20 protein-coding genes are annotated in these 18,679 nt (G+C 64.2%); 13 read left to right on the top strand and 7 right to left on the bottom strand.

What is annotated here, in order from left to right; translation table 11 throughout:
* Nucleotides 1–40: 40 nt before the first annotated feature.
* The gene (locus WFP36_RS08575; protein ID WP_336979656.1) at nt 41–856 is read right to left on the bottom strand and encodes a nuclear transport factor 2 family protein; all 816 of its coding nucleotides are present in this window, start codon (nt 854–856) and stop codon (nt 41–43) included.
* Nucleotides 857–985: 129 nt separating this feature from the next.
* On the opposite strand from WFP36_RS08575, the gene WFP36_RS08570 reads away from it, so the two are divergent.
* The gene (locus WFP36_RS08570) at nt 986–2,113 is read left to right on the top strand and encodes an oxidoreductase (protein WP_336979654.1); all 1,128 of its coding nucleotides are present in this window, start codon (nt 986–988) and stop codon (nt 2,111–2,113) included.
* A 99-nt stretch (nt 2,114–2,212) separates the two neighbouring features.
* The gene (locus WFP36_RS08565) at nt 2,213–3,175 is read left to right on the top strand and encodes a complex I NDUFA9 subunit family protein (protein ID WP_336979652.1); all 963 of its coding nucleotides are present in this window, start codon (nt 2,213–2,215) and stop codon (nt 3,173–3,175) included.
* Nucleotides 3,176–3,385: 210 nt separating this feature from the next.
* On the opposite strand, the gene WFP36_RS08560 is transcribed toward WFP36_RS08565, so the two are convergent.
* Both WFP36_RS08560 and WFP36_RS08555 read right to left on the bottom strand, forming a co-directional pair.
* The gene (locus tag WFP36_RS08560) at nt 3,386–3,829 is read right to left on the bottom strand and encodes an NfeD family protein (RefSeq protein ID WP_336979650.1); all 444 of its coding nucleotides are present in this window, start codon (nt 3,827–3,829) and stop codon (nt 3,386–3,388) included.
* On the bottom strand, nt 3,829–4,806 hold the full coding sequence (locus WFP36_RS08555) for an SPFH domain-containing protein (RefSeq protein ID WP_336979648.1): 978 nt from the start codon (nt 4,804–4,806) through the stop codon (nt 3,829–3,831). Before WFP36_RS08555 ends, WFP36_RS08560 begins: the two co-directional genes overlap by 1 nt.
* Nucleotides 4,807–5,259: 453 nt before the next feature.
* Between WFP36_RS08555 and WFP36_RS08550 the strand changes: the two genes are divergently transcribed.
* Nucleotides 5,260–6,573, top strand: coding sequence for a PQQ-dependent sugar dehydrogenase (locus tag WFP36_RS08550; protein WP_336979646.1), 1,314 nt, complete (start codon nt 5,260–5,262; stop codon nt 6,571–6,573).
* A gap of 34 nt (nt 6,574–6,607) precedes the next feature.
* On the top strand, nt 6,608–7,876 hold the full coding sequence (locus WFP36_RS08545) for a Rieske 2Fe-2S domain-containing protein (RefSeq protein ID WP_336979644.1): 1,269 nt from the start codon (nt 6,608–6,610) through the stop codon (nt 7,874–7,876).
* A gap of 1 nt (nt 7,877) precedes the next feature.
* Here WFP36_RS08545 and WFP36_RS08540 read toward each other — a convergent pair whose 3' ends face one another.
* The 4 genes from WFP36_RS08540 to ligK form a co-directional block, all read right to left on the bottom strand.
* Nucleotides 7,878–8,453, bottom strand: a complete 576-nt coding sequence (locus WFP36_RS08540) for an NAD(P)H-dependent oxidoreductase (protein WP_336979643.1) — start codon at nt 8,451–8,453, stop codon at nt 7,878–7,880.
* Between the two features lie 110 nt (nt 8,454–8,563).
* Complete coding sequence (locus WFP36_RS08535) at nt 8,564–9,436, bottom strand: amidohydrolase family protein (protein WP_336979641.1); 873 nt, start codon at nt 9,434–9,436, stop codon at nt 8,564–8,566.
* 122 nt (nt 9,437–9,558) lie between these two features.
* A complete protein-coding gene (locus tag WFP36_RS08530; RefSeq protein ID WP_336980046.1) occupies nt 9,559–10,599 on the bottom strand; it encodes a 4-oxalomesaconate tautomerase in 1,041 nt (346 codons plus the stop codon).
* 162 nt (nt 10,600–10,761) lie between these two features.
* Nucleotides 10,762–11,436: a 4-carboxy-4-hydroxy-2-oxoadipate aldolase/oxaloacetate decarboxylase gene (gene ligK, locus WFP36_RS08525; protein WP_336979639.1), complete on the bottom strand. Its 675-nt coding sequence runs from the start codon at nt 11,434–11,436 to the stop codon at nt 10,762–10,764.
* Nucleotides 11,437–11,626: 190 nt separating this feature from the next.
* On the opposite strand from ligK, the gene WFP36_RS08520 reads away from it, so the two are divergent.
* The 9 genes from WFP36_RS08520 (at nt 11,627) to WFP36_RS08480 (ending at nt 18,667) form a co-directional block, all read left to right on the top strand.
* Complete coding sequence (locus tag WFP36_RS08520; protein WP_336979637.1) at nt 11,627–12,421, top strand: NAD(P)-dependent oxidoreductase; 795 nt, start codon at nt 11,627–11,629, stop codon at nt 12,419–12,421.
* Nucleotides 12,422–12,468: 47 nt separating this feature from the next.
* Nucleotides 12,469–13,494, top strand: a complete 1,026-nt coding sequence (locus WFP36_RS08515) for an amidohydrolase family protein (protein ID WP_336979635.1) — start codon at nt 12,469–12,471, stop codon at nt 13,492–13,494.
* Nucleotides 13,491–13,799, top strand: coding sequence for a DUF2218 domain-containing protein (locus tag WFP36_RS08510; RefSeq protein ID WP_336979631.1), 309 nt, complete (start codon nt 13,491–13,493; stop codon nt 13,797–13,799). Before WFP36_RS08515 ends, WFP36_RS08510 begins: the two co-directional genes overlap by 4 nt.
* Complete coding sequence (ligA, locus tag WFP36_RS08505) at nt 13,796–14,215, top strand: protocatechuate 4,5-dioxygenase subunit alpha (RefSeq protein WP_336979630.1); 420 nt, start codon at nt 13,796–13,798, stop codon at nt 14,213–14,215. Before WFP36_RS08510 ends, ligA begins: the two co-directional genes overlap by 4 nt.
* Nucleotides 14,216–14,217: 2 nt before the next feature.
* On the top strand, nt 14,218–15,129 hold the full coding sequence (locus WFP36_RS08500) for a class III extradiol dioxygenase subunit beta (RefSeq protein ID WP_336979628.1): 912 nt from the start codon (nt 14,218–14,220) through the stop codon (nt 15,127–15,129).
* Between the two features lie 104 nt (nt 15,130–15,233).
* Entirely contained in the window at nt 15,234–16,190 is a 957-nt protein-coding gene (locus tag WFP36_RS08495; RefSeq protein ID WP_336979626.1) for a Gfo/Idh/MocA family oxidoreductase, read from the top strand.
* Nucleotides 16,191–16,362: 172 nt separating this feature from the next.
* Entirely contained in the window at nt 16,363–16,701 is a 339-nt protein-coding gene (locus tag WFP36_RS08490; RefSeq protein WP_336979624.1) for a hypothetical protein, read from the top strand.
* A 118-nt stretch (nt 16,702–16,819) separates the two neighbouring features.
* Complete coding sequence (locus WFP36_RS08485; RefSeq protein WP_336979623.1) at nt 16,820–17,806, top strand: aldo/keto reductase; 987 nt, start codon at nt 16,820–16,822, stop codon at nt 17,804–17,806.
* A 36-nt stretch (nt 17,807–17,842) separates the two neighbouring features.
* Nucleotides 17,843–18,667 (top strand): CmcJ/NvfI family oxidoreductase, encoded by an 825-nt coding sequence (locus WFP36_RS08480; RefSeq protein ID WP_336979622.1) that lies wholly within the window; start codon nt 17,843–17,845, stop codon nt 18,665–18,667.
* Nucleotides 18,668–18,679 lie beyond the last annotated feature (12 nt).

Genomic DNA, 18,679 nt, shown 5'->3' with positions numbered 1-18,679 from the left:
CGTGAATGGCAAGCTAACGCGCGCAATTCAGCGTAAGTGACTACCCCGTCGCGGGAATGAAGTGGCGTTCGCCATTGCGGGTCACTTCGATCCGGCAGATCAGCCCGTCGCGCAGGGTGTAGTCCGCAATCACCGGGGCAACGATCACATCGCCCTGCTTCACCGGGCCCAGCACGCAATCGGGCGCATCGCGCAAGGCCGTGAAGCGGCTGGTGGCGACGGCGCGGATATGGCGGTCGCTCGCCTCGATGCTCTCGAAGATCACTTCCTCGCGAATATCGGCAAAGACCGGGCGATAGAAGTCGACGATGGCCTGCTTGCCCTCGAACGTGCCGAAGGAGTGGAGGGAGAACACAACGTCATCGGTGTAGAATTTCGGCCAGCGAGTGAAATCGGCGGCGGAGAAGGCCGCGCCATAGGCCCGGAAGGCGGCCAGCTGGCTGGGGTGGGAGCCAAGGCGCGGCAATTTGGAAACGCCCTGCTCGGGCGGCCAGACCATCGTCTTGAGTTCGAGTATCTTGCCGTGATCGCCGAGGCGATAGCTGGCGAAGAACTTCACCGTGACGAGATCGCCGGGGAACATGTGGCCGAAGGGGAAATCGGGCCGTTCCTTCGTGGCGTGGAAATCCATGTCCACTTCGGCAAACAGCAGCCGGTCATCGGAAATCACTGCCTGCGGCCGGATAACCTCGCGCACGCCATCATGCGCCCAGGCAAGGAATTCGCGCAGTCCCTGCTTGCCGTGACGCGCGCCGCTGGCGCTCAGCATCACGCAATCCTCGGCATAGAAGCGCTGGATCACTTCCTCGTCATTGCCGGTGTTGAACAGCGCCACATAGGCCGCGTAATCGAGCATTGTTCTCTCTCCCCTTCAGCGCACTATCGCCTTGCCCCGCCGCGATGGGAAGCCCCGCTAGCCCGCCCCGCTAGCCAAGCGCCGCTTTCACGCTAGGATCGCGAAAACATATTGGGAGACATCCGCCGCATGGCCGACCTTTCGCCGCTGTTCACGCCATATCGCCTCAAGGGGCTGGAACTGCCCAACCGCTTCGTCATGCCCGCCATGCAGCGCGGCATGTGCGAGGATGGCAGGCCCAGCGCCGCGCTGGCGGCCTATTACCGCCGCCGCGCGGAAGGGGGCGTGAAGCTGATCGTGGGCGAAAGCGCGGCAGTGGACCATCCCACGGCGACCCGACAGCCGTCATCCGCCCACATCACCGCCGCCACCCGCGATGCCTGGGCGCATTGCGTGGAGGAAGTGGGCAAGGCCGGAGGGCACATGCTGATCCAGCTTTGGCACGAAGGCGCGGTGCGGAAGGATGACGGCCTCTCCATCGGCCCCTCCGGCCTGGTCCAGCCCGGCCGCCCCAATGGCCGCGCGGCGACGGCGGTGGAGCTTGGGGAACTGGTGGAAGCCTATGCCCGCTCCGCGCTGGTGGCGCAGGATGCGGGCGCGGCGGGCGTGGAGGTTCACGCCGCGCATGGCTATCTGCTCGACCAGTTCCTGTGGGCCGGGATCAATCTGCGCGAAGATGGCTATGGCGGGCCGGACATCCGCCACCGCACGCGCCTTCCGGCCGAGATCGTCGCCGCGATCCGCGCCGCCTGCGGGCCGGACTTCATCATCTCTCTGCGCTTCTCGCAATGGAAGGAAGTGGACTATTCCGCCCGGATCGCCGCCACGCCGGAGGAACTGGAAATCTTCACCGGCATGTTGAAGGCCGCCGGCGTGGACGTGCTGCACGCCTCCACCCGCCGGTTCTGGGAACCGGAATGGCCGGGCGATGCGCGCAATCTGGCCGGCTGGACCAAGGCGACCGGCGGCTTGCCCGTCATCACCGTGGGCAGCGTCGGGCTGGATACGGACGTGATGACCACTTTCATCGAAGGCAAGGATGCCCGCCCGCGCGTGGTGGAGGCGATCGAAGATCTGGAAACCCGCATCGCGGCGGGCGAGTTCGACCTGGTGGCAGTGGGCCGCGCCCTGATCGGCGACCCCGATTTCGTGCGCAAGATCGAGGCCGGCGAGCAGGGCACGATCCGCCACTTTGCCCGTGCCGACCTCGGCGCGCTGGAATGGGATACGGATATTATCCACGCCGCCCACGGCTGACGGGCGATTTCGCGCCAATCGCATGCTTGCGGGGAAGCGGCGCTTGTTGCATTGCCGGGCGCGAAACTGGACTCGCAGGCAAAGGCAAACGGTACTGGCATGGCGAAGAGCGACCCGCTGAACGGAAAACTGGTAGTGCTGCTGGGCGGCAGCGGCTTCGTTGGCACTCATCTGGCGCAGGACCTGCTGGCGCGCGGCGCGCGCCTGCGCATCGCCAGCCGCCATCCGGAACGCGCCTACAAGCTGAAGCCGCTGGGCAATCTGGGCCAGACCCAGTTCGTCGCCTGCGACGTGACCAAGCCCGACACAGTGCGCGCCGTGCTGACCGGCGCCGATGCGGCGATCTATCTGGTCGGTTCCTTCAGCGGCAATCTCAACGCCATCCAGGCGAAGGGCGCACGCGTCGCGGCGGAAGCCGCTGCGGCGGCCGGGCTTGAAAGCTTCGTGCTGGTTTCGGCCATCGGCGCCGATGCCGCCTCGGAATCGGCCTATGCCCGCACCAAGGCCGAAGGCGAGGAAGCCGTGCTGGCCGCCTTCCCCAAGGCAACGATCATCCGCCCCGGCGTGCTGTTTGCCGAAGACGACAAGTTCGTGAACCTGTTCGCCAACCTCGTCTCGTCCTTCCCGGTCCTGCCGGTGTTCGGCCCCGAGGCGAAGCTCCAGCCCCTGTGGGTAGACGATGCGGCCGAAGCCATCGGCAACGCGCTGGGCGATCCGAAGAAGCATGGCGGCAAGACCTACGAGATTGCCGGGCCCGAAGCGATCACCATGGGCCAGCTCCATCGCATGATCGCCAAGGGGCAGGAGCGTAATCCCCTGCTGCTCGACATGCCCGATGCCATGTCCGCCCTGTTCGCCGCTTTGCCCGGCACGCCGATGAACCGTGACCAGTGGATCATGCTCAAGGCGGGCAGTGTTCCTTCGGGCAAGCTGCCCGGCCTCAAGGCGCTGGGCGTCTCGCCCAAGCCGCTGGAACTGTTCCTGGGCAAATGGATGATCCGCTTCCGCAAGCACGGCCGCTTCGGCACCAAGATCAGCGCGGCGAAGCACCACGAGGGGTGAGGGGCGGGCGAGCGACAGCCGCTCGCCGCAGGCACCCCCACCCGTTCATCCTGAGCCTGTCGAAGGACACGAGTGGCGTTAATTCCGGGCGACTTCGCCCCCGGAGATTCGCACCAGACAAGCGGTTGAGCAGGAGCCTTGGGCAGATGCTTGCGCGCGTCCTTCGACAGGCTCAGGACGAACGGGTTTGAGAGAAGGCTCTCACTTCGCCTAAATCGGCTCCACCAGCAACACTGCGCCATCGCTACCCGTGATCCGCACGCGTACGCCCGCCGGGGTGTCGGCGCCCTTGGCCAGCCATTCGCTGTCGCCGTAATGGACCTTGCCCGATCCGGCTTCGATCGGCTGGCTGACAATGGCCACTTCGCCCACCAGACGCGCGCCGCGGCGGTTCATCTTGGGGTCTGCCTCGGTCACCGGATTATCGCGCAGGTAACGGCGGCCGGCAAACACGGCGACGATGGCCAGCACGCCGAAGATCACGATTTCCAGCGGCAGGCCCAGCGGGATCAGCCAGGCAAGGATGCCGGTGATGATCGCCGCGCCGGCCAGCCAGATCAGGAACACGCCCGGCACGGCCATTTCGGCCGCCGCCAGGAACAGGCCGATGGCCAGCCAGGCCCAGTGCGAATCGAGGTTGGCCAGCTCTTCCATCACTGCCCACCCCCGGCCGGCGGCACGGAGCGGCGCGGTGCTGGCGGTGCCGGGGGAGCAGACGGAGCGGTGCCGCCGCCTACCGCATCCTTCACCAGTTCGCCGATCCCGCCGAGCGAACCGATCAGCTGGGTCGCCTCTACCGGGAACAGGATCGTCTTGGCATTGGGCGAAGTGGCGAACTTGCCCACCGCATCGGTGTATTTCTGGGCAATGAAGTAATTGATCGCCTGGCTGCCGGAAGCGGCGATGGCCTCGGACACCATCTGCGTGGCCCTGGCTTCCGCCTCCGCCTCGCGCTCACGCGCTTCGGCATCGCGGAAGGCGGATTCGCGGCGGCCTTCCGCGGCAAGGATCTGCGACTGCTTGAGGCCTTCGGCACGCAGGATGTCGGATGCCCGCTTGCCTTCCGCTTCCAGAATCTCGGCCCGCTTCTCGCGTTCGGCCTTCATCTGGCGAGTCATCGCATCGGAAATGTCGCGCGGCGGGCGGATGTCCTTGATCTCCACGCGAGTGATCTTCACGCCCCAGGGCGCGGTGGCATGATCGACCACGGAGAGCAGCTTGGCATTGATCTCGTCACGCTTGGAAAGCGTCTCGTCGAGGTCCATCGAGCCCATCACGGTGCGCAGGTTCGTGGTCGTCAGCGCCATGATCGAGAGATACAGGTTGTGCACTTCATAGGCGGCCTTGCCCGCATCCAGCACCTGGAAGAACACCACCGCATCCACGCCCACCATGGCGTTATCGCGGGTGATGATTTCCTGGCCCGGAATATCGAGCACCTGTTCCATCACGTTCACTTTCTGCCCGACACGGTCGATGAAGGGGATGATCAGGTGCAGCCCCGGCTCGGCGGCCAGAGTGAACTTGCCCAGCCTTTCGATAGTATAGACATAGCCCTGCCGCACCACGCGTACGCCCATCAGCAGGAACATGAACACCACCACCAGGATGGCGATCAGAAATCCGCTCATCGTCCGTTCTCCCCTTTTCAGACAGCGGGATGTTACCGCAGCATGGCCCCCGGGCAAGCAAAACCGGACAAGGCTGCCCCGCCCCTTTCCGCGTGAAATTCTTGGGCGGAAAGTGACGCATTTACGCCTACGAAACCTGTGACCTTTCCCCGCCCGAAAAGCCCGGTTTCCCATGCCTTCCGGGCGATCTCCAGTGACAAGACCTGTTACCTTCCGCAGCAGGCTCGCTTGCCGGCCAAAGGGCGGGAGAATGCAGGCCAGGCGAAGGTCCGCAGGATGGCACCGCCGAGGGTAAGCCAGATTTGTCGCAAGTAGGAAAGCGGCGATTGTGCGCGTCGCTGCAAAGGCCTAATGAGCTTGCATAAGGCACCGCGAAGACGCGGGCCGCATCGCAACAGGGGCTGGAAGAGCGGCCGCAACCGCTCCCGGCGGAACGGGGATGAGGGAGTTTTCATGAAACGCGTCATTGGCTTGGCAATGGGTGCCGCGCTCGCCTGCACGGGTGCGATCGCTGCGGCACAGAACGATACCGCACCGGCTGCGGCTCCGGCGGCACCCGCCGCTCCCGCTGCCCCTGCCGCCCCCAGCGGCGACGAGGGCGAAGCGCCCAAGGCGCCCAATCCCTTCCTGCCCGTGCCGCTGGGCGACGGACCGTGGGACTATCAGACCCAAAAGGCGAAAATCCACGTGGAGGTCGTCACCAAGGGCCTCGAACGCCCCTGGGGCATGGCCTTCCTGCCCAATGGCGACATGCTGGTGACGGAACGCCCGGGCCGCCTGCGCATCGTCAGCAAGGCGGGCGTGCTCGATCCCACCCCGATCGCGGGCCTGCCCGAAGTCTATCACGTCGGCATCGCCGGGCTGATGGACGTGGTGCTGCACCCCGATTTCGCCAAGAACCGGCTGATCTATCTCAGCTATTCCAAGGCCGATCCGAAAGACCCGAAGAACACCACCCTGGCCGTTTTGCGCGCCAAGTGGGACGGCAGCCACCAGCTGAGCGACGTGAAGGAAATCTTCGAGGCCGATGCCTGGTACGGCAAGGAGCCGGTGCCGGCCAAGTGCTGCGGCCAGGGCCCGGTCTATGGCAGCTATGGCGGGCGCATGGCCTTCGACACGGAAGGCTATCTGTTCATCGCCAGCGGCGACCGCAACTATGGCGAAATGGTGCAGAAGACCGACAATCATTTCGGCAAGATCCTGCGCCTGAACGACGATGGCTCCGTGCCCGACGACAATCCCTATGTCGGCGAGAAGGACTGGAAGAGCGAGATCTGGACCATCGGCCACCGCAACCCCACCGGGCTGACGGTCGATTCCGAATATGGCGAGATCTGGTCCACCGAATTCGGCCCGCGCGGCGGCGACGAGCTGAACCGCATCAAGCGCGGCGAGAATTACGGCTGGATGGATGTGACGCAGGGCCATCATTACGACGATACGCCCGCCAAGTTCATCAAGGGCGAGCCCGGCTTCGTCGATCCGCTGGCCGTGTGGGGCCCGCCTTCGGCCAACCCCGGAAATCTCACCTTCTATCACGGCCGCAAGATTCCGGGCTGGGACGGCAATCTGTTCATCGCCATGATGAACAAGTCGCTGCTGCGCTTGGAATTCGATTCCAAGGGCGATCCCTCGGGCAAGCAGGAAGCCCTGCTGGAAGATCTGAAGCAGCGCCTGCGCGACGTGCGGCAGGGGCCTGACGGCAACCTCTATGTCCTGACGGACGAGAATGCAGGCGCCATGCTGAAGATCACCGCCGGCAAGTAAGACCGGCGGGACAAAAGGGAGAGGAGATCGTGACATGCTGAACCGGGCGGATAACGAACTCCTCACCCGGATCGGCCCGGGCACGCCGATGGGCGCAATGCTGCGCGAATATTGGGTGCCCGCCTGCCGTTCCGCGAAACTGGAAGCGGATGGCGCGCCCGAGCGGGTTCGCCTGTTCGGCGAGAATTTCGTAGCCTTCCGCGCCACCGATGGCCGGGTCGGCTTCATGCAGGAAGCCTGCCCCCACCGCTGCGCCAGCCTGGCCCTTGCCCGCAACGAGGATAACGGCCTGCGCTGCATCTTCCACGGCTGGAAGTTCAGCGTGGACGGCGTCTGCGTGGACGCCCCGACGGAACCGCGCAGCCAGCGCGAGAAATTCGCCGCCAGCGTGCCCGTGCGCACGCATCCCACCCATGAGGCGGGCGGGCTGGTGTGGGTCTATATGGGCAGCAAGGCCAATCCGCCGCGCTTCCCCGATTACGAGTTCACCGGCCTGCCCGACAGCCATGTGCAGCCGATGCGCGGGATCATCCGCACCAACTGGCTGCAGGGGCTGGAGGCACTGCTGGACAGCGCGCATGTCGGCTTTCTTCACGCCACCAACCTCGCCAGCGTGATTGGCCGCAATTACTTCAAGGCCGAAAGCGACTACATCCTGAATGACGGCGCGCCGGTGTTCGAATTCGACGAGCGGCCCTATGGCTTCCGCGAAGGCGCGATCCGCGAGGAAGGGGACCACCGCTTCTACGCCCGCGTGCGCGAAGTGGCCCTGCCCTTCTTCTCCTTCATTCCCGCCGCGCCCACCGGCCCGCGCGTGACCTGCTGTTCGATCCCGATCGACGATGTCACCACCGCGCAATGGTATATCTCTTACGATACGCAGGCCCCGCTGGAGCGCCAGATGATGAGCGCGCTGGGTGACTGGTCGGGCGATCCGGACCATTTCAATGCCGATATGGGCGATGCCTCCAACCTCTGGCATCAGGACCGGCAGGCAATGAAGGACGGGCATTGGAGCGGCATCGTCAATCGCAGCAATGCCTATGAGGATTTCGCGGTGCAGGAATCCATGGGCCCCATCGTGGACCGCACGCAGGAATATCTCGGCACCTGCGACCGGGTGATCTACCGCGCGCGGCGCCTGCTGCTCGATGCGGTGAACCGCCATCGGGAAACGGGCGAACTCTCTTTCGCGGGGGAAGAGATCGACTATCCCGCGATCCGCGCAATCTCCTTCGCCTTCGGGCGGGAGGAAGACTGGCGCGAGGTGGACTGGCAGGCGCTGGCAGAAGCCGCCGAATAGGTCAGCGCGCGCGCCGGCCCAGTTCGGCCATCTGTTCCAGCCATTGTTCCGCCTGCTTCGGCGCCGCGCCTTCCACCATGCCGATCAGGGTAGAGCGCACCGGCTTGATGCCGGAGAATTTCAATATGTTCCGCTCCAGGCTCTTGAGGCTGTGGGCGCGGTAGAAGAGGCGATAGAACGCGGCAGGCATGCCCATGGTGACGACCACTCGCGCCGAGCGGCCTTTCAGCAGCGGCACGGGCACCCGGCCTTCCCCGATGGCGAAATCGGGCCGCGCGACCTGTTCGAAGAAGCCCTTCAGCAGGGCAGGCATTTCCCCCAGCCAGAGCGGGTAGAAGATCGCCAGATGCCGCGCCTTGCGGATCGCCTCCTGCGCCGCGGCGATAGTGGGGACAGGCCTTTCTTCCGCCCATTCATGGCGCGTGCGCAGCAGGGGAAAGTCGAGCCCGGCCAAGTCGATCCGCATGACCGAATGGCCCGCGCCGCGCGCGGCTTCCTCATAGGCATCGGCCAGCGCATGGCCCAGCCGCGCCGGATCGGGATCGGGATGGCCGTCGATAATCAATATATCGGTCATGCGCGCGCCTCCGCCGCCGCGTTACCCGCATGGAATTGCAGGCACGTGACGGCAAGGCGCAGGCTATGGCGTGCAACCGGGGCAGGCAAGCCACCCCGGAAAACTGCGGATCAGTCCGCCCAGTAAAGCCGCATCGGATTGTCGACCAGCAGCTTGCGCTGCAGTTCCTCGGTCGGCGCGATGCGGGGGATCATGTCGACCAGATGGCCGTCATCGGGGATCTTGTCCTGCATGTTGGGGTGCGGCCAGTCCGTGCCCCAGATGCAGCGATCCGAATAGTCTGCCACCAGCGGCGCTACCGCTTCGGCGAAGGCATTCCACGGATCGCCCGTGCCATCCAGACGATCGGGACAGGTGGGCTTGAAGTGGATGTCCGGCCGGCTGTCGAGCAGGCGGCGGAAGGCCTTCATGTCGGCGCCGTCGGGGCCCTGCGTCACATCGGGGCGGCCCATGTGGTCGATCACCAGCGGCACCGGGATCGCATCCATGAAGGGGCGCAGTTCCTCAAGGATATCGGCCTCGAAATAGATCACCACGTGCCAGCCCGCGGGCAGGCGGGCCGCCACCTCCAGGAACTTGTCCTTGGGCGCATCGTCGACCAGGCGCTTGAGGAAGTTGAAGCGGATACCGCGCATGCCGCCTTCATGCAGCTTCGCCAGTTCCTCTTCCGAGATCGCCGGATCGACCACGGCCACGCCGCGTGCCTTGCCATTGGACTTGGCGATGGCATCCAGCGTGGCGGAATTGTCCGTGCCGTGGCAGCTGGCCTGCACGATCACGTTCTTGTCGAACCCCAGATGATCGCGCAGGGCGAACAGCATGTCCGGGCCGGCATCCTCGGGCAGGTACTTCGCCTTCGCGCTGAAGGGGAACTGCGCCATCGGGCCGAACACATGGCAATGCGCATCCACCGCGCCCGCAGGCGGAATGAACTTCGGCTTGGAAGGGTTGGCATGCCAGCTGGTGATGCGATCGGTGCTCATTACCAATAACTCCGTCTGCCCTGAGCTTGTCGAAGGGCCGTTTTGTTCTTCACCCGTATCCCGACCTCAAGGAGGAAAGGCGGTCCTTCGACAGGCTCAGGACGGACGGGTTGTGAGAGAGATCAAACGAACACCACCCCGTCCATCAGCTTGCGCGCGGTGCGCAGCAGGGCGGAGCTGGTGACTTCCCCGGCGTCGTTCACTTCCAGCACGCAACTCATTTCCCCGGTCGGATGTTCCACCGACAGAGTCTTGCGGCTGCCTTCGGGAAGCTGCGCCACATCATTGGCGGGCGAGCCCTTGAGCAGGCTGGCCGTCGCCACGCTGACCGCGGCGAGCACGCCGATGGTCGCATGGGCGCGGTGGGGAATGAAGCTGCGGGTGTTGATCGCGCCGCTGTTCTTCGGCGGGGAGACGAGGAACATCTTGGGGACGGACTTTTCCTTCACGTCGCCAAGATTCATCAGCGGCCCGGCGGCAAGGCGGATGCTCTCGATCTTCGCGCGGATGGCGGCGAAGCCCTCGCCCTCCAGTTCCTCACGCGTTTCATAGCCCGTGGCGCCAAGGTCTTGTGCCTTCATCACGATGCAGGGCATGCCATTGTCGATCAGCGTGCAGGCCACGCCTTCGATCACGTCCACCACATTGCCCGTGGGCAGCAGCGCGCCGCAGGAAGAACCGGCCGTGTCGCGGAACTCCAGCGGAATCGGGGCATGAGTGCCGGGCACGCCATCGATCCGGGCATCGCCCTTGTAGGTCACCACCCCGCCCGGCGTCTGTACCGTGGCGACGGCGGCCTGGCCGGTATTCTCCATGAAGATCGAGACCTTGGTCTCGTCGCCCGTGGCCGCCACCAGCCCGCGCTCAATGGCGAAGGGGCCGATACCTGCAAGGATATTGCCGCAATTCTGCGCATCGGTGACGATGGCCTGATCGACGAAGACCTGCAGGAACAGGTAATCGACATCGATCCCTTCCCGCTCGCTCTTCTTCACTACCGCTACCTTGCTGGTCAGCGGGTCGGCGCCGCCCATGCCGTCGATCTGGCGCGGATCGGGGCTGCCCATCACGCCGAGCAGGAAGGCATCGCGTTCCGCAATATCGGCCGGCAGGTCACTGGCGAGGAAGTACCCCCCCTTGGAGGTACCCCCGCGCATCCACATGACGGGTGCTGAATTCACTTCAAATCCTCCCCAGTATGGGGAGGGGGACCAGCCGCAGGCTGGTGGAGGGGCACCCCCCACTGGCGCTGTGTCTGAGGCCGGTGCCCCTCCACCATGCTTCGCATGGTTCCCCTCCCCGGATCGGGGAGGATCGGGTTGTTGTCAGATCCACTTCAGGCCCATGTCGATCAGCTTCTGGCGGAAGCCATACATGTCGAGGCCCAGTTCGCCCGATGCAAGGCGTTCGCGCTTGGAGCCTTCATTGGCTTCGCGGGCGCGGGCCTTTTCCAGCACCATGGCGGCATCGGCGCGCTTGACCACGCAGACGCCGTCATCGTCGGCCACGATCACGTCGCCCGGCTCGATATAGGCGCTGGCGCAGACCACCGGCACGTTCACGCTGCCGAGGCTGGCCTTGATCGTGCCCTGCGCGAAGACGCGCTTGGACCAGACGGGGAAGTCCATTTCGGTCAGGTCGCGCACGTCGCGCACGCCTGCGTCGATGATCAGGCCCTTCACCCCGCGCGCCTGTGCGCTGGTGGCCAGAAGGTCGCCGAAATAGCCGTCTTCGCAAGGGGAAGTCGGCGCGATCACGAGGATGTCGCCATCCTGGCACTGTTCGATCGCGGCATGGACCATGTAATTGTCGCCCGGGGGCACGCTGATCGTCACGGCCGAGGCGCCGATGCGCGCGCCGGAATAGATCGGACGCATATAGCTGGCGAGCAGTCCGGTGCGGCCCTGCGATTCATGCACGGTGGCGACGCCGCAGGCGCCCAGCCCTTCGACCACTTCGCGTTCCGCACGCTCGATCTTCTGGACGACGACTCCGCTCATCTCGGCTCTCCTCAAGGACTGGTGCCTGTGCATCGACCGACGCACATACAGAAAACACAGCCGGGCGCTTGCATCCGGCAGCGCCCTCGCGTCAAGCCTTCCGTGGGCCTGAAAGTCCCGCAGGCAAACTTGTAAGTAACACTTACATTCAGTAAGCGCGCGAACAGAGAGGAAACCGCGAATCCGAATCATGAGTGCGAACCTGCCCCGTCTGGCCCTTATCGGCTTCGGCGAAGCCGGATCGACCTTTGCCCGAGCCGGGCAATGGGGCGGCAGCGCCCGCGCTTTCGACGTCAGGGACGAACGCGGCGCCATCATGCAGCAATGCGGCATCACTGCCTGCACCAGCGCGGAAGAGGCGCTGAGGGACGCCACGATCGTCCTGTCCCTCGTCACCGCCGATTCCGCCCTGCCCGTCGCGCGCGATTACGCGCCCTTCCTCACCCCCGGCACCATCTGGTGCGACATGAACTCCGTCTCGCCGGACACGAAGCGCATGGCCGCGGCCAGCGTTGAGGAAATGGGCGGGCGCTATGTCGATGTGGCGGTGATGGCCCCGGTCGATCCCAAGGCGCTGGCTGTGCCCCTGCTGATCGCGGGCAAGGCCGCGCAAGAGGCGATGAGCCATCTCAACACGCTGGGCTTTGCCAATACGCGCATCGTGGGCGACGAAGTGGGCCGCGCCAGCGCGATCAAGATGATCCGCTCCGTCATGGTCAAGGGGCTGGAGGCACTGAGCTGGGAATGCGCCGAGGCGGCTCGCGCCGCCGGCGTGTTCAACGAAGTGACCGCCTCGCTCGACGCCAGCGAGAAGCATGAACCCTGGGCGGAACGTTTCGCCTATAATCGCGAGCGGATGGAGACGCACGGCATGCGCCGCGCCGCCGAAATGGAAGAGTCGGCCAAGACCCTGCTCGACCTCGGCATCGAACCCGTTATGACACGCGGCACTGTAGTGCTGCAGCGCCGCGCGGCCAAAGGCTGACAGGCCAAGGCCGACGCAAGGCGCATTTAGAAAAGGAACCGCACAGCATGACAATGGTGATCGACTGCCACGGCCATTATACCGTCCTGCCCAAGGGGCACGATGCCTGGCGCGAGGAGCAGAAGGCCGCCTTCAAGGCAGGCGTGGCCGCGCCGGCCTATCCCGAAATCTCCGATGACGAGATCCGCGAGACGATCGAGCAGAACCAGCTGCGCCTGATCAAGGAACGCGGCGCGGACCTGACCATCTTCTCCCCCCGCGCCAGCGCCATGGCCCCGCATGTGGGCGACCAGTCGGTCGCCGTGCCGTGGGCGCGCGCCTGCAACGACCTGATCGGTCGCGTGGTCGACCTGTTCCCCGAAACCTTCGTCGGCGTGTGCATGCTGCCCCAGTCGCAGGAAGCGGACATGACCAGCTCCATCGCGGAGCTGGAACGCTGCGTGACCGAACTCGGCTTCATCGGCTGCAACCTCAACCCGGATGCCAGCGGCGGCTATTTCAAGCAGCCCGCGCTGACCGACAAGTTCTGGTATCCCTTCTACGAGAAGATGGTGGAGCTGGACGTTCCGGCGATGATCCACGTCTCGGGCAGCTGCAACCCGGCGATGCACGCCACGGGCGGCTATTACCTCGCGGCCGATACGGTGGCCTTCATGCAGCTGCTGGAAGGCGACCTGTTCTCCGACTTCCCGACCCTGCGCTTCATCATCCCGCATGGCGGCGGCGCGGTACCCTATCACTGGGGTCGCTATCGCGGTCTGGCCGACATGCTGAAGAAGCCCTCGCTCGACCAGCATCTGATGAACAACATCTTCTTCGACACCTGCGTCTATCACCAGCCGGGCATCGACCTGCTGGCCGACGTGATCGAGAACAAGAACATCCTGTTCGGCAGCGAAATGGTGGGCGCGGTGCGCGGGATCGACCCGACGACCGGCCATTATTTCGACGATACGAAGCGCTATATCGACGCGCTCGATATCTCTGACACAGAGAAACACGCCATCTTCGAAGGCAATGCGCGTAAGGTGTTCCCGAGGCTTGATGCCAGACTGAAGGAACGTGGCCTATGACCGCAAACGAAACCGCTACCGTTGCAACCGGCCTTGCGCGCTGCGCAAAGCCGGAACGGTATATCCAGCAGCTCGTCAGCCACTGGAGCCACAAGATGGCCACCAGCTATGCTGACGGGCTGGGCGCGTTTCCGTTTTCCGAGATCGAGAATGCGACGATGCAGGTTCACGGCGAGGGGATCGCGATCACTCTCGTGACCGGCGATGCCGAACGCAACGTCCACCTGCGCGGCGTGATCGAACGCCATATCGACCGTTTCGCCTTCAAAGAGGCGCCCCTGACCTACGAATGGAAAGAGCAATGAGCGAAAAGAAGCAGAGGATCGACATCCACGAATACCTCGCGGCATTCGACGATATCCCGGGCACCCGGGTGTTCACCGCAAAGCGCGCGCGCAAGGGCTACTGGCTGAACCAGTTCGCCATGAGCCTGATGAAGGAAGAGAACCGCGAGCGGTTCAAGGCCGACGAAAGCGCGTATCTCGACGAGTGGAACCTGACCCCGGCCGCCAAGCAGGCCGTGCTGGACCGCAATTACAACGCGATGATCGATGAAGGCGGCAACGTCTACTTCCTGTCCAAGCTGTTCTCGACCGACGGCAAGAGCTTCCAGTTCGCCGCCGGTTCGATGACGGGCATGACCCAGGAAGAATATGCAAAGATGATGATCGATGGTGGCCGTTCGCCCGAAGGCGTGCGCTCGATCAAGGGAGGTTTCTGATCATGGCACGCGTTACCACTGGCATTACGTCCAGCCACATCCCCGCGCTGGGCGCCGCCCTGCAGACCAAGACGTCGGACAACGAATATTGGGGTCCGGTCTTCAAGGGCTACGAACCGATCAAGGAATGGATCAAGCAGCCGGGCAACATGCCCGACGTGGTGGTGCTGGTTTATAACGACCACGCTTCCGCCTTCGACATGAACGTGATCCCGACCTTCTCCATCGGTTGCGCCGAAAGCTTCAAGCCGGCCGACGAAGGCTGGGGCCCGCGCCCGGTTCCCGACGTGATCGGCCACCCGGATCTTGCCTGGCACATCGCCCAGAGCCTGATCCTCGACGATTTCGACATGACCATCTTCAACAAGATGGACGTGGACCACGGCTGCACCGTGCCGCTGTCGATGATCTTCGGCGAGCCGGAAGAATGGCCCTGCAAGGTCATTCCTCTGCCGGTCAACGTCGTGACCTATCCGCCGCCGTCGGGCCGCCGCTGCTTCAACCTGGGCGATTCCATCCGCGCCGCGGTCGAGAGCTTCCCGGAAGACCTGAACGTCCATGTCTGGGGCACGGGCGGCATGAGCCACCAGTTGCAGGGTCCGCGCGCGGGCCTGATCAACAAGGAGTTCGATCTGAACTTCATCGACATGCTGATCAAGGACCCCGAAACCCTCAGCAAGATGCCGCATATCGAATATCTGCGCGAAGCAGGCAGCGAAGGCATCGAACTGGTGATGTGGCTGATCATGCGCGGCGCGCTGGGCGACAAGGTGAAGGACCTCTATACCTTCTACCACATCCCGGCTTCCAACACCGCGCTGGGCGCCCTGCTGCTCCAGCCGGAAGAAACCGCCGGCGCTCCGCTCGAACCGCGCAAGGTGATGAGCGGCCACAGCCTTACCGCCGGGGCCTGATAGTTACACGTCGTCCCGGCGAAAGCCGGGACCGCTGGCAGGTTGGTACCAACCGATAGCGGTCCCGGATCAAGTCCGGGACGACGAATTTTTGGAGAAGAACCATGCGCATTGCACTCGTGGGCGCCGGTGCTTTCGGTGAAAAGCACCTCGATGGCCTGAAGAACGTCGAAGGCGTCGAAATCACCTCGGTCATTTCCCGCCGTGCCGATCAGGCCGCGGAAGTGGCCGCCAAATATGGCGCGAAGCATTCGGGCACCGAACTTTCGGAAGCGCTGGAGCGCGACGATGTGGACGCGGTGATCCTGTGCACCCCCACCCAGATGCACGCCGAACAGGCCATCGCCTGCATGAATGCGGGTAAGCACGTGCAGGTGGAAATCCCCCTGTCCGATAGCTGGGCCGATGCGGAAGCAGTGGAAGCCAAGCAGAAGGAAACCGGCCTGGTCTGCATGGTGGGCCACACCCGCCGCTTCAACCCGAGCCACCAGTACGTTCATAACAAGATCGCAGCGGGCGAACTGAACATCCAGCAGATGGACGTTCAGACCTATTTCTTCCGCCGCAAGAACATGAACGCCAAGGGCGAGCCGCGCAGCTGGACCGACCACCTGCTGTGGCACCACGCGGCGCATACGATCGACCTGTTCGCCTATCAGGCGGGCAAGATCGTGACGGCCAATGCCATCCAGGGCCCCAAGCACCCGGAACTGGGCATCGCCATGGACATGTCGATCCAGCTCAAGAGCGAAACGGGCGCGATCTGCACCCTCTCGCTGTCGTTCAACAATGACGGGCCGCTCGGCACCTTCTTCCGCTATATCGGCGACAATGCGACCTACATCGCCCGTTACGACGATCTCGTCACCGGCAAGGAAGAACCCATCGACCTGACCGGCACGACCATTTCGAACAATGGCATCGAGCTGCAGGACCGTGAATTCGTCGCCGCGATCCGCGAAGGCCGCGAGCCGAATTCCTCGGTCTCCAGCGTGCTGGACTGCTACCGCGTGATCGGCGAACTGGCCGCCAGCCTCGAAGCTCAGGACGGCTGGTCCTGATTCCCGCACTGCCGCGCCGATTCTCAAACGTTTCGGCGCGGTTACGGTTGCGGATTTAGCAGTTACGGGTAAATCATTACACGGGTTCAACGATTTAGGCGTTGGGCCCGTGTTTTTTGCGAAACTTGGGGGAGTATTCGCCTTGGCTGAACTTGAGCGCATCTTAGGCGCCATGGAACAGATAAATCGCCAGATGCGGGTCGCGGTGCACAAGGCCGGCCCGGACCTTAATGGGCAGATCGTCTCGCTGCGGCAGGAATTCTCCACCGCGACGGGCAATCTGATCGGCAGCCTGCCGGGGGATGAGCGCCTGCGCTATCGCCCTGAACTGTTCGCGGAGTTCCAGCATCGGCTCGACGGCGTGCGCACGCGGCTTGCCAACCATCAGGCCCGCTGGTCGCTGCACGCGATCAGCACCCAGCGCGACGACTATATCCATTCGGCCGATGCCGTCCATGCCAGCATCGCCGACTATCTCGACTGGGCGAAGGGCGCACTCTCTTCGCACTGAGCGCGCATCTGGCTCGCGCAGCCGATTGCCAATACGCGCCCGGCGATTAAAGAGGGCCGGCAAGGCGGTTCAGGCCGCCATCCGCTGAGCCCCCTTCACGCTCCAGACGAGGAAATCCATGAAGCGCCAACTGGCAAACCGCTCCGTCCATCCCGTCGGCCTCGGCTGCATGAACCTGTCCTGGGCCTATGGCACTCCGCCGAGCCAGGAAGACGGGATCAAGCTGCTCAACCGCGCGCTCGATCTGGGTTACGATCACCTCGACACTGCCCGCATCTATGGCGCGGGCAAGAACGAGGCGCTGATCGCCGAGGCACTGAAGGGCCGCCGCAAGGAGTTCTTCCTCGCATCCAAATGCGGCATCGTGGTGGAAGGCCCCAAGCGCGGCGTCGATTGCAGCCCCGAAGCGATCGAAAGCGCGATCGAGACCAGCCTGAAGCTGCTCGATACCGACCATATCGACCTTTACTATATGCACCGCTTCGATCCGAAGGTGCCGATCGCCGATTCCGTGGGCGCGATGAAGGCCGCCATCGATGCGGGCAAGATCGGCGCCTATGGCGTGTCCGAATGGAGTTCCGCCCATATTCGCGAGGCCCATGCGGTTCATCCGGTGGGCGCGGTGCAGACCGAATATTCGCTGTGGACCCGCAATGTCGAACTGGGCGTTCTGGATACGTGCAAGGAACTGGGCATTCCGCTGGTTGCCTTCTCCCCGGTAGGCCGCGGCGCGCTGGGCGGTGTACTGAAAGACCCGACCACGCTGGAACAGGGCGATCTGCGCAACGTCATGCCGCGCTTCAATGCGGAAAACTGGCCCAAGAACCTGGCACTGATTGAGCAGTTCGTGGCGCTTGCCACCGAAGCGGGCGTGACGCCCGGCCAGCTCGCCAATGCCTGGGTGCTGAGCCGCGGGGACAATGTGCATGTAATCCCCGGCACCACCAGCCTCCAGCATCTGGAAGACAATTACAACGCCGCCAACGTTGCCATCTCGCAGGATGTGCTTGACCGGGCGGATGCACTGATCAACCAGCAGACGGTTGCCGGACACCGTTATCACGACGCGATCCGGCCGACGATCGACACGGAAGACTTCGCTTAAGCAAAGCGGACACCGCGAGGAGAGGGAACGGGACATATGGCAGGCGGAAGCGTGCGCGCGGCAATCGGCTATACCGAGGATACCGGCAAGCAGCCCTATTTCTACGCCAACGCTCATGAGAAGGACTATGTCCCGCTCGCTCCGGTCGAAATGGAGATCGAGGATGCGCGGGGCATGGATGCCTCGCTCGACCGCGAAGGCTTCATGCTGGTGGAGCATGCCAGCGCCGTTCCCGACCTGACCGATCTGGACGCCGTGCTGCATGTCCATGCCGGCGAGATCGAGCAATTGCTGAAGGACGTCAGCGGCGCCGATCATGTCGCCATGGTGCCGCGCGGCATCCTGCGCTTTTCCGAAAGGCTGGGCCAGAACGCGGCGCATGACAATTCGCACCCCGCGCGCTTCGCCCATGTCGACATGTCGATCTCCGCTGCCGAGGAGGCCCGCGACAAGGGCGCGCCCGGCCCGGAAATCACCGGCGGGCGCAAGATCGTGCGCAGCGCGCAATATAATGTCTGGCGCGTGCTTTCCGGCCCGCCGCAGGACGTGCCGCTGGCGCTGTGCGCATGGCCCAGCGTGGAGGAAGGCGATTTGATCGACTGCCTGGCGATTTTCGATCCGCCGGATGGCGGGCCCGAATGGAGCTTCGGCAATTACGTGATCAAGCACAATCCGGCCCACCGCTGGTATTATTACAGCGACATGCGGCCCGATGAGGCGATCGTGTTCAAGACCAGCGAGAGCGACACGGACAAGGCGCGGCTGATGCCCCATGGCGCCTTCGACAATCCGGCGGTCGGCCCCGATGCACCCGCCCGCGTCAGCCTGGAAATGCGAGGCACTGCCTACTGGTTCGAATAGATCATAAGAGGG

Origin of the sequence: Fulverythrobacter fulvus (assembly GCF_037154085.1) — a bacterium.
Taxonomy (GTDB): Bacteria; Pseudomonadota; Alphaproteobacteria; order Sphingomonadales; family Sphingomonadaceae; genus Andeanibacterium; species Andeanibacterium fulvum.
The sequence above is the reverse complement of the archived record's forward strand: the minus strand, read 5'-3'. Positions and strand labels throughout refer to the sequence as shown.

What these genes read in the sequence shown, in the direction of transcription:
- WFP36_RS08565 (WP_336979652.1), top strand. Translation starts at nt 2,213, where the DNA reads ATGGCGAAGAGCGACCCGCTGAACGGAAAACTGGTAGTGCTGCTGGGC.
- WFP36_RS08555 (WP_336979648.1), bottom strand. Translation starts at nt 4,806, where the DNA reads ATGAGCGGATTTCTGATCGCCATCCTGGTGGTGGTGTTCATGTTCCTG.
- WFP36_RS08550 (WP_336979646.1), top strand. Translation starts at nt 5,260, where the DNA reads ATGAAACGCGTCATTGGCTTGGCAATGGGTGCCGCGCTCGCCTGCACG.
- WFP36_RS08495 (WP_336979626.1), top strand. Translation starts at nt 15,234, where the DNA reads ATGCGCATTGCACTCGTGGGCGCCGGTGCTTTCGGTGAAAAGCACCTC.
- WFP36_RS08545 (WP_336979644.1), top strand. Translation starts at nt 6,608, where the DNA reads ATGCTGAACCGGGCGGATAACGAACTCCTCACCCGGATCGGCCCGGGC.
- WFP36_RS08490 (WP_336979624.1), top strand. Translation starts at nt 16,363, where the DNA reads ATGGAACAGATAAATCGCCAGATGCGGGTCGCGGTGCACAAGGCCGGC.
- WFP36_RS08500 (WP_336979628.1), top strand. Translation starts at nt 14,218, where the DNA reads ATGGCACGCGTTACCACTGGCATTACGTCCAGCCACATCCCCGCGCTG.
- WFP36_RS08530 (WP_336980046.1), bottom strand. Translation starts at nt 10,599, where the DNA reads ATGTGGATGCGCGGGGGTACCTCCAAGGGGGGGTACTTCCTCGCCAGT.
- ligA (WP_336979630.1), top strand. Translation starts at nt 13,796, where the DNA reads ATGAGCGAAAAGAAGCAGAGGATCGACATCCACGAATACCTCGCGGCA.
- WFP36_RS08575 (WP_336979656.1), bottom strand. Translation starts at nt 856, where the DNA reads ATGCTCGATTACGCGGCCTATGTGGCGCTGTTCAACACCGGCAATGAC.
- WFP36_RS08510 (WP_336979631.1), top strand. Translation starts at nt 13,491, where the DNA reads ATGACCGCAAACGAAACCGCTACCGTTGCAACCGGCCTTGCGCGCTGC.
- WFP36_RS08535 (WP_336979641.1), bottom strand. Translation starts at nt 9,436, where the DNA reads ATGAGCACCGATCGCATCACCAGCTGGCATGCCAACCCTTCCAAGCCG.
- WFP36_RS08520 (WP_336979637.1), top strand. Translation starts at nt 11,627, where the DNA reads ATGAGTGCGAACCTGCCCCGTCTGGCCCTTATCGGCTTCGGCGAAGCC.
- WFP36_RS08480 (WP_336979622.1), top strand. Translation starts at nt 17,843, where the DNA reads ATGGCAGGCGGAAGCGTGCGCGCGGCAATCGGCTATACCGAGGATACC.
- ligK (WP_336979639.1), bottom strand. Translation starts at nt 11,436, where the DNA reads ATGAGCGGAGTCGTCGTCCAGAAGATCGAGCGTGCGGAACGCGAAGTG.
- WFP36_RS08560 (WP_336979650.1), bottom strand. Translation starts at nt 3,829, where the DNA reads ATGGAAGAGCTGGCCAACCTCGATTCGCACTGGGCCTGGCTGGCCATC.
- WFP36_RS08485 (WP_336979623.1), top strand. Translation starts at nt 16,820, where the DNA reads ATGAAGCGCCAACTGGCAAACCGCTCCGTCCATCCCGTCGGCCTCGGC.
- WFP36_RS08515 (WP_336979635.1), top strand. Translation starts at nt 12,469, where the DNA reads ATGACAATGGTGATCGACTGCCACGGCCATTATACCGTCCTGCCCAAG.
- WFP36_RS08570 (WP_336979654.1), top strand. Translation starts at nt 986, where the DNA reads ATGGCCGACCTTTCGCCGCTGTTCACGCCATATCGCCTCAAGGGGCTG.
- WFP36_RS08540 (WP_336979643.1), bottom strand. Translation starts at nt 8,453, where the DNA reads ATGACCGATATATTGATTATCGACGGCCATCCCGATCCCGATCCGGCG.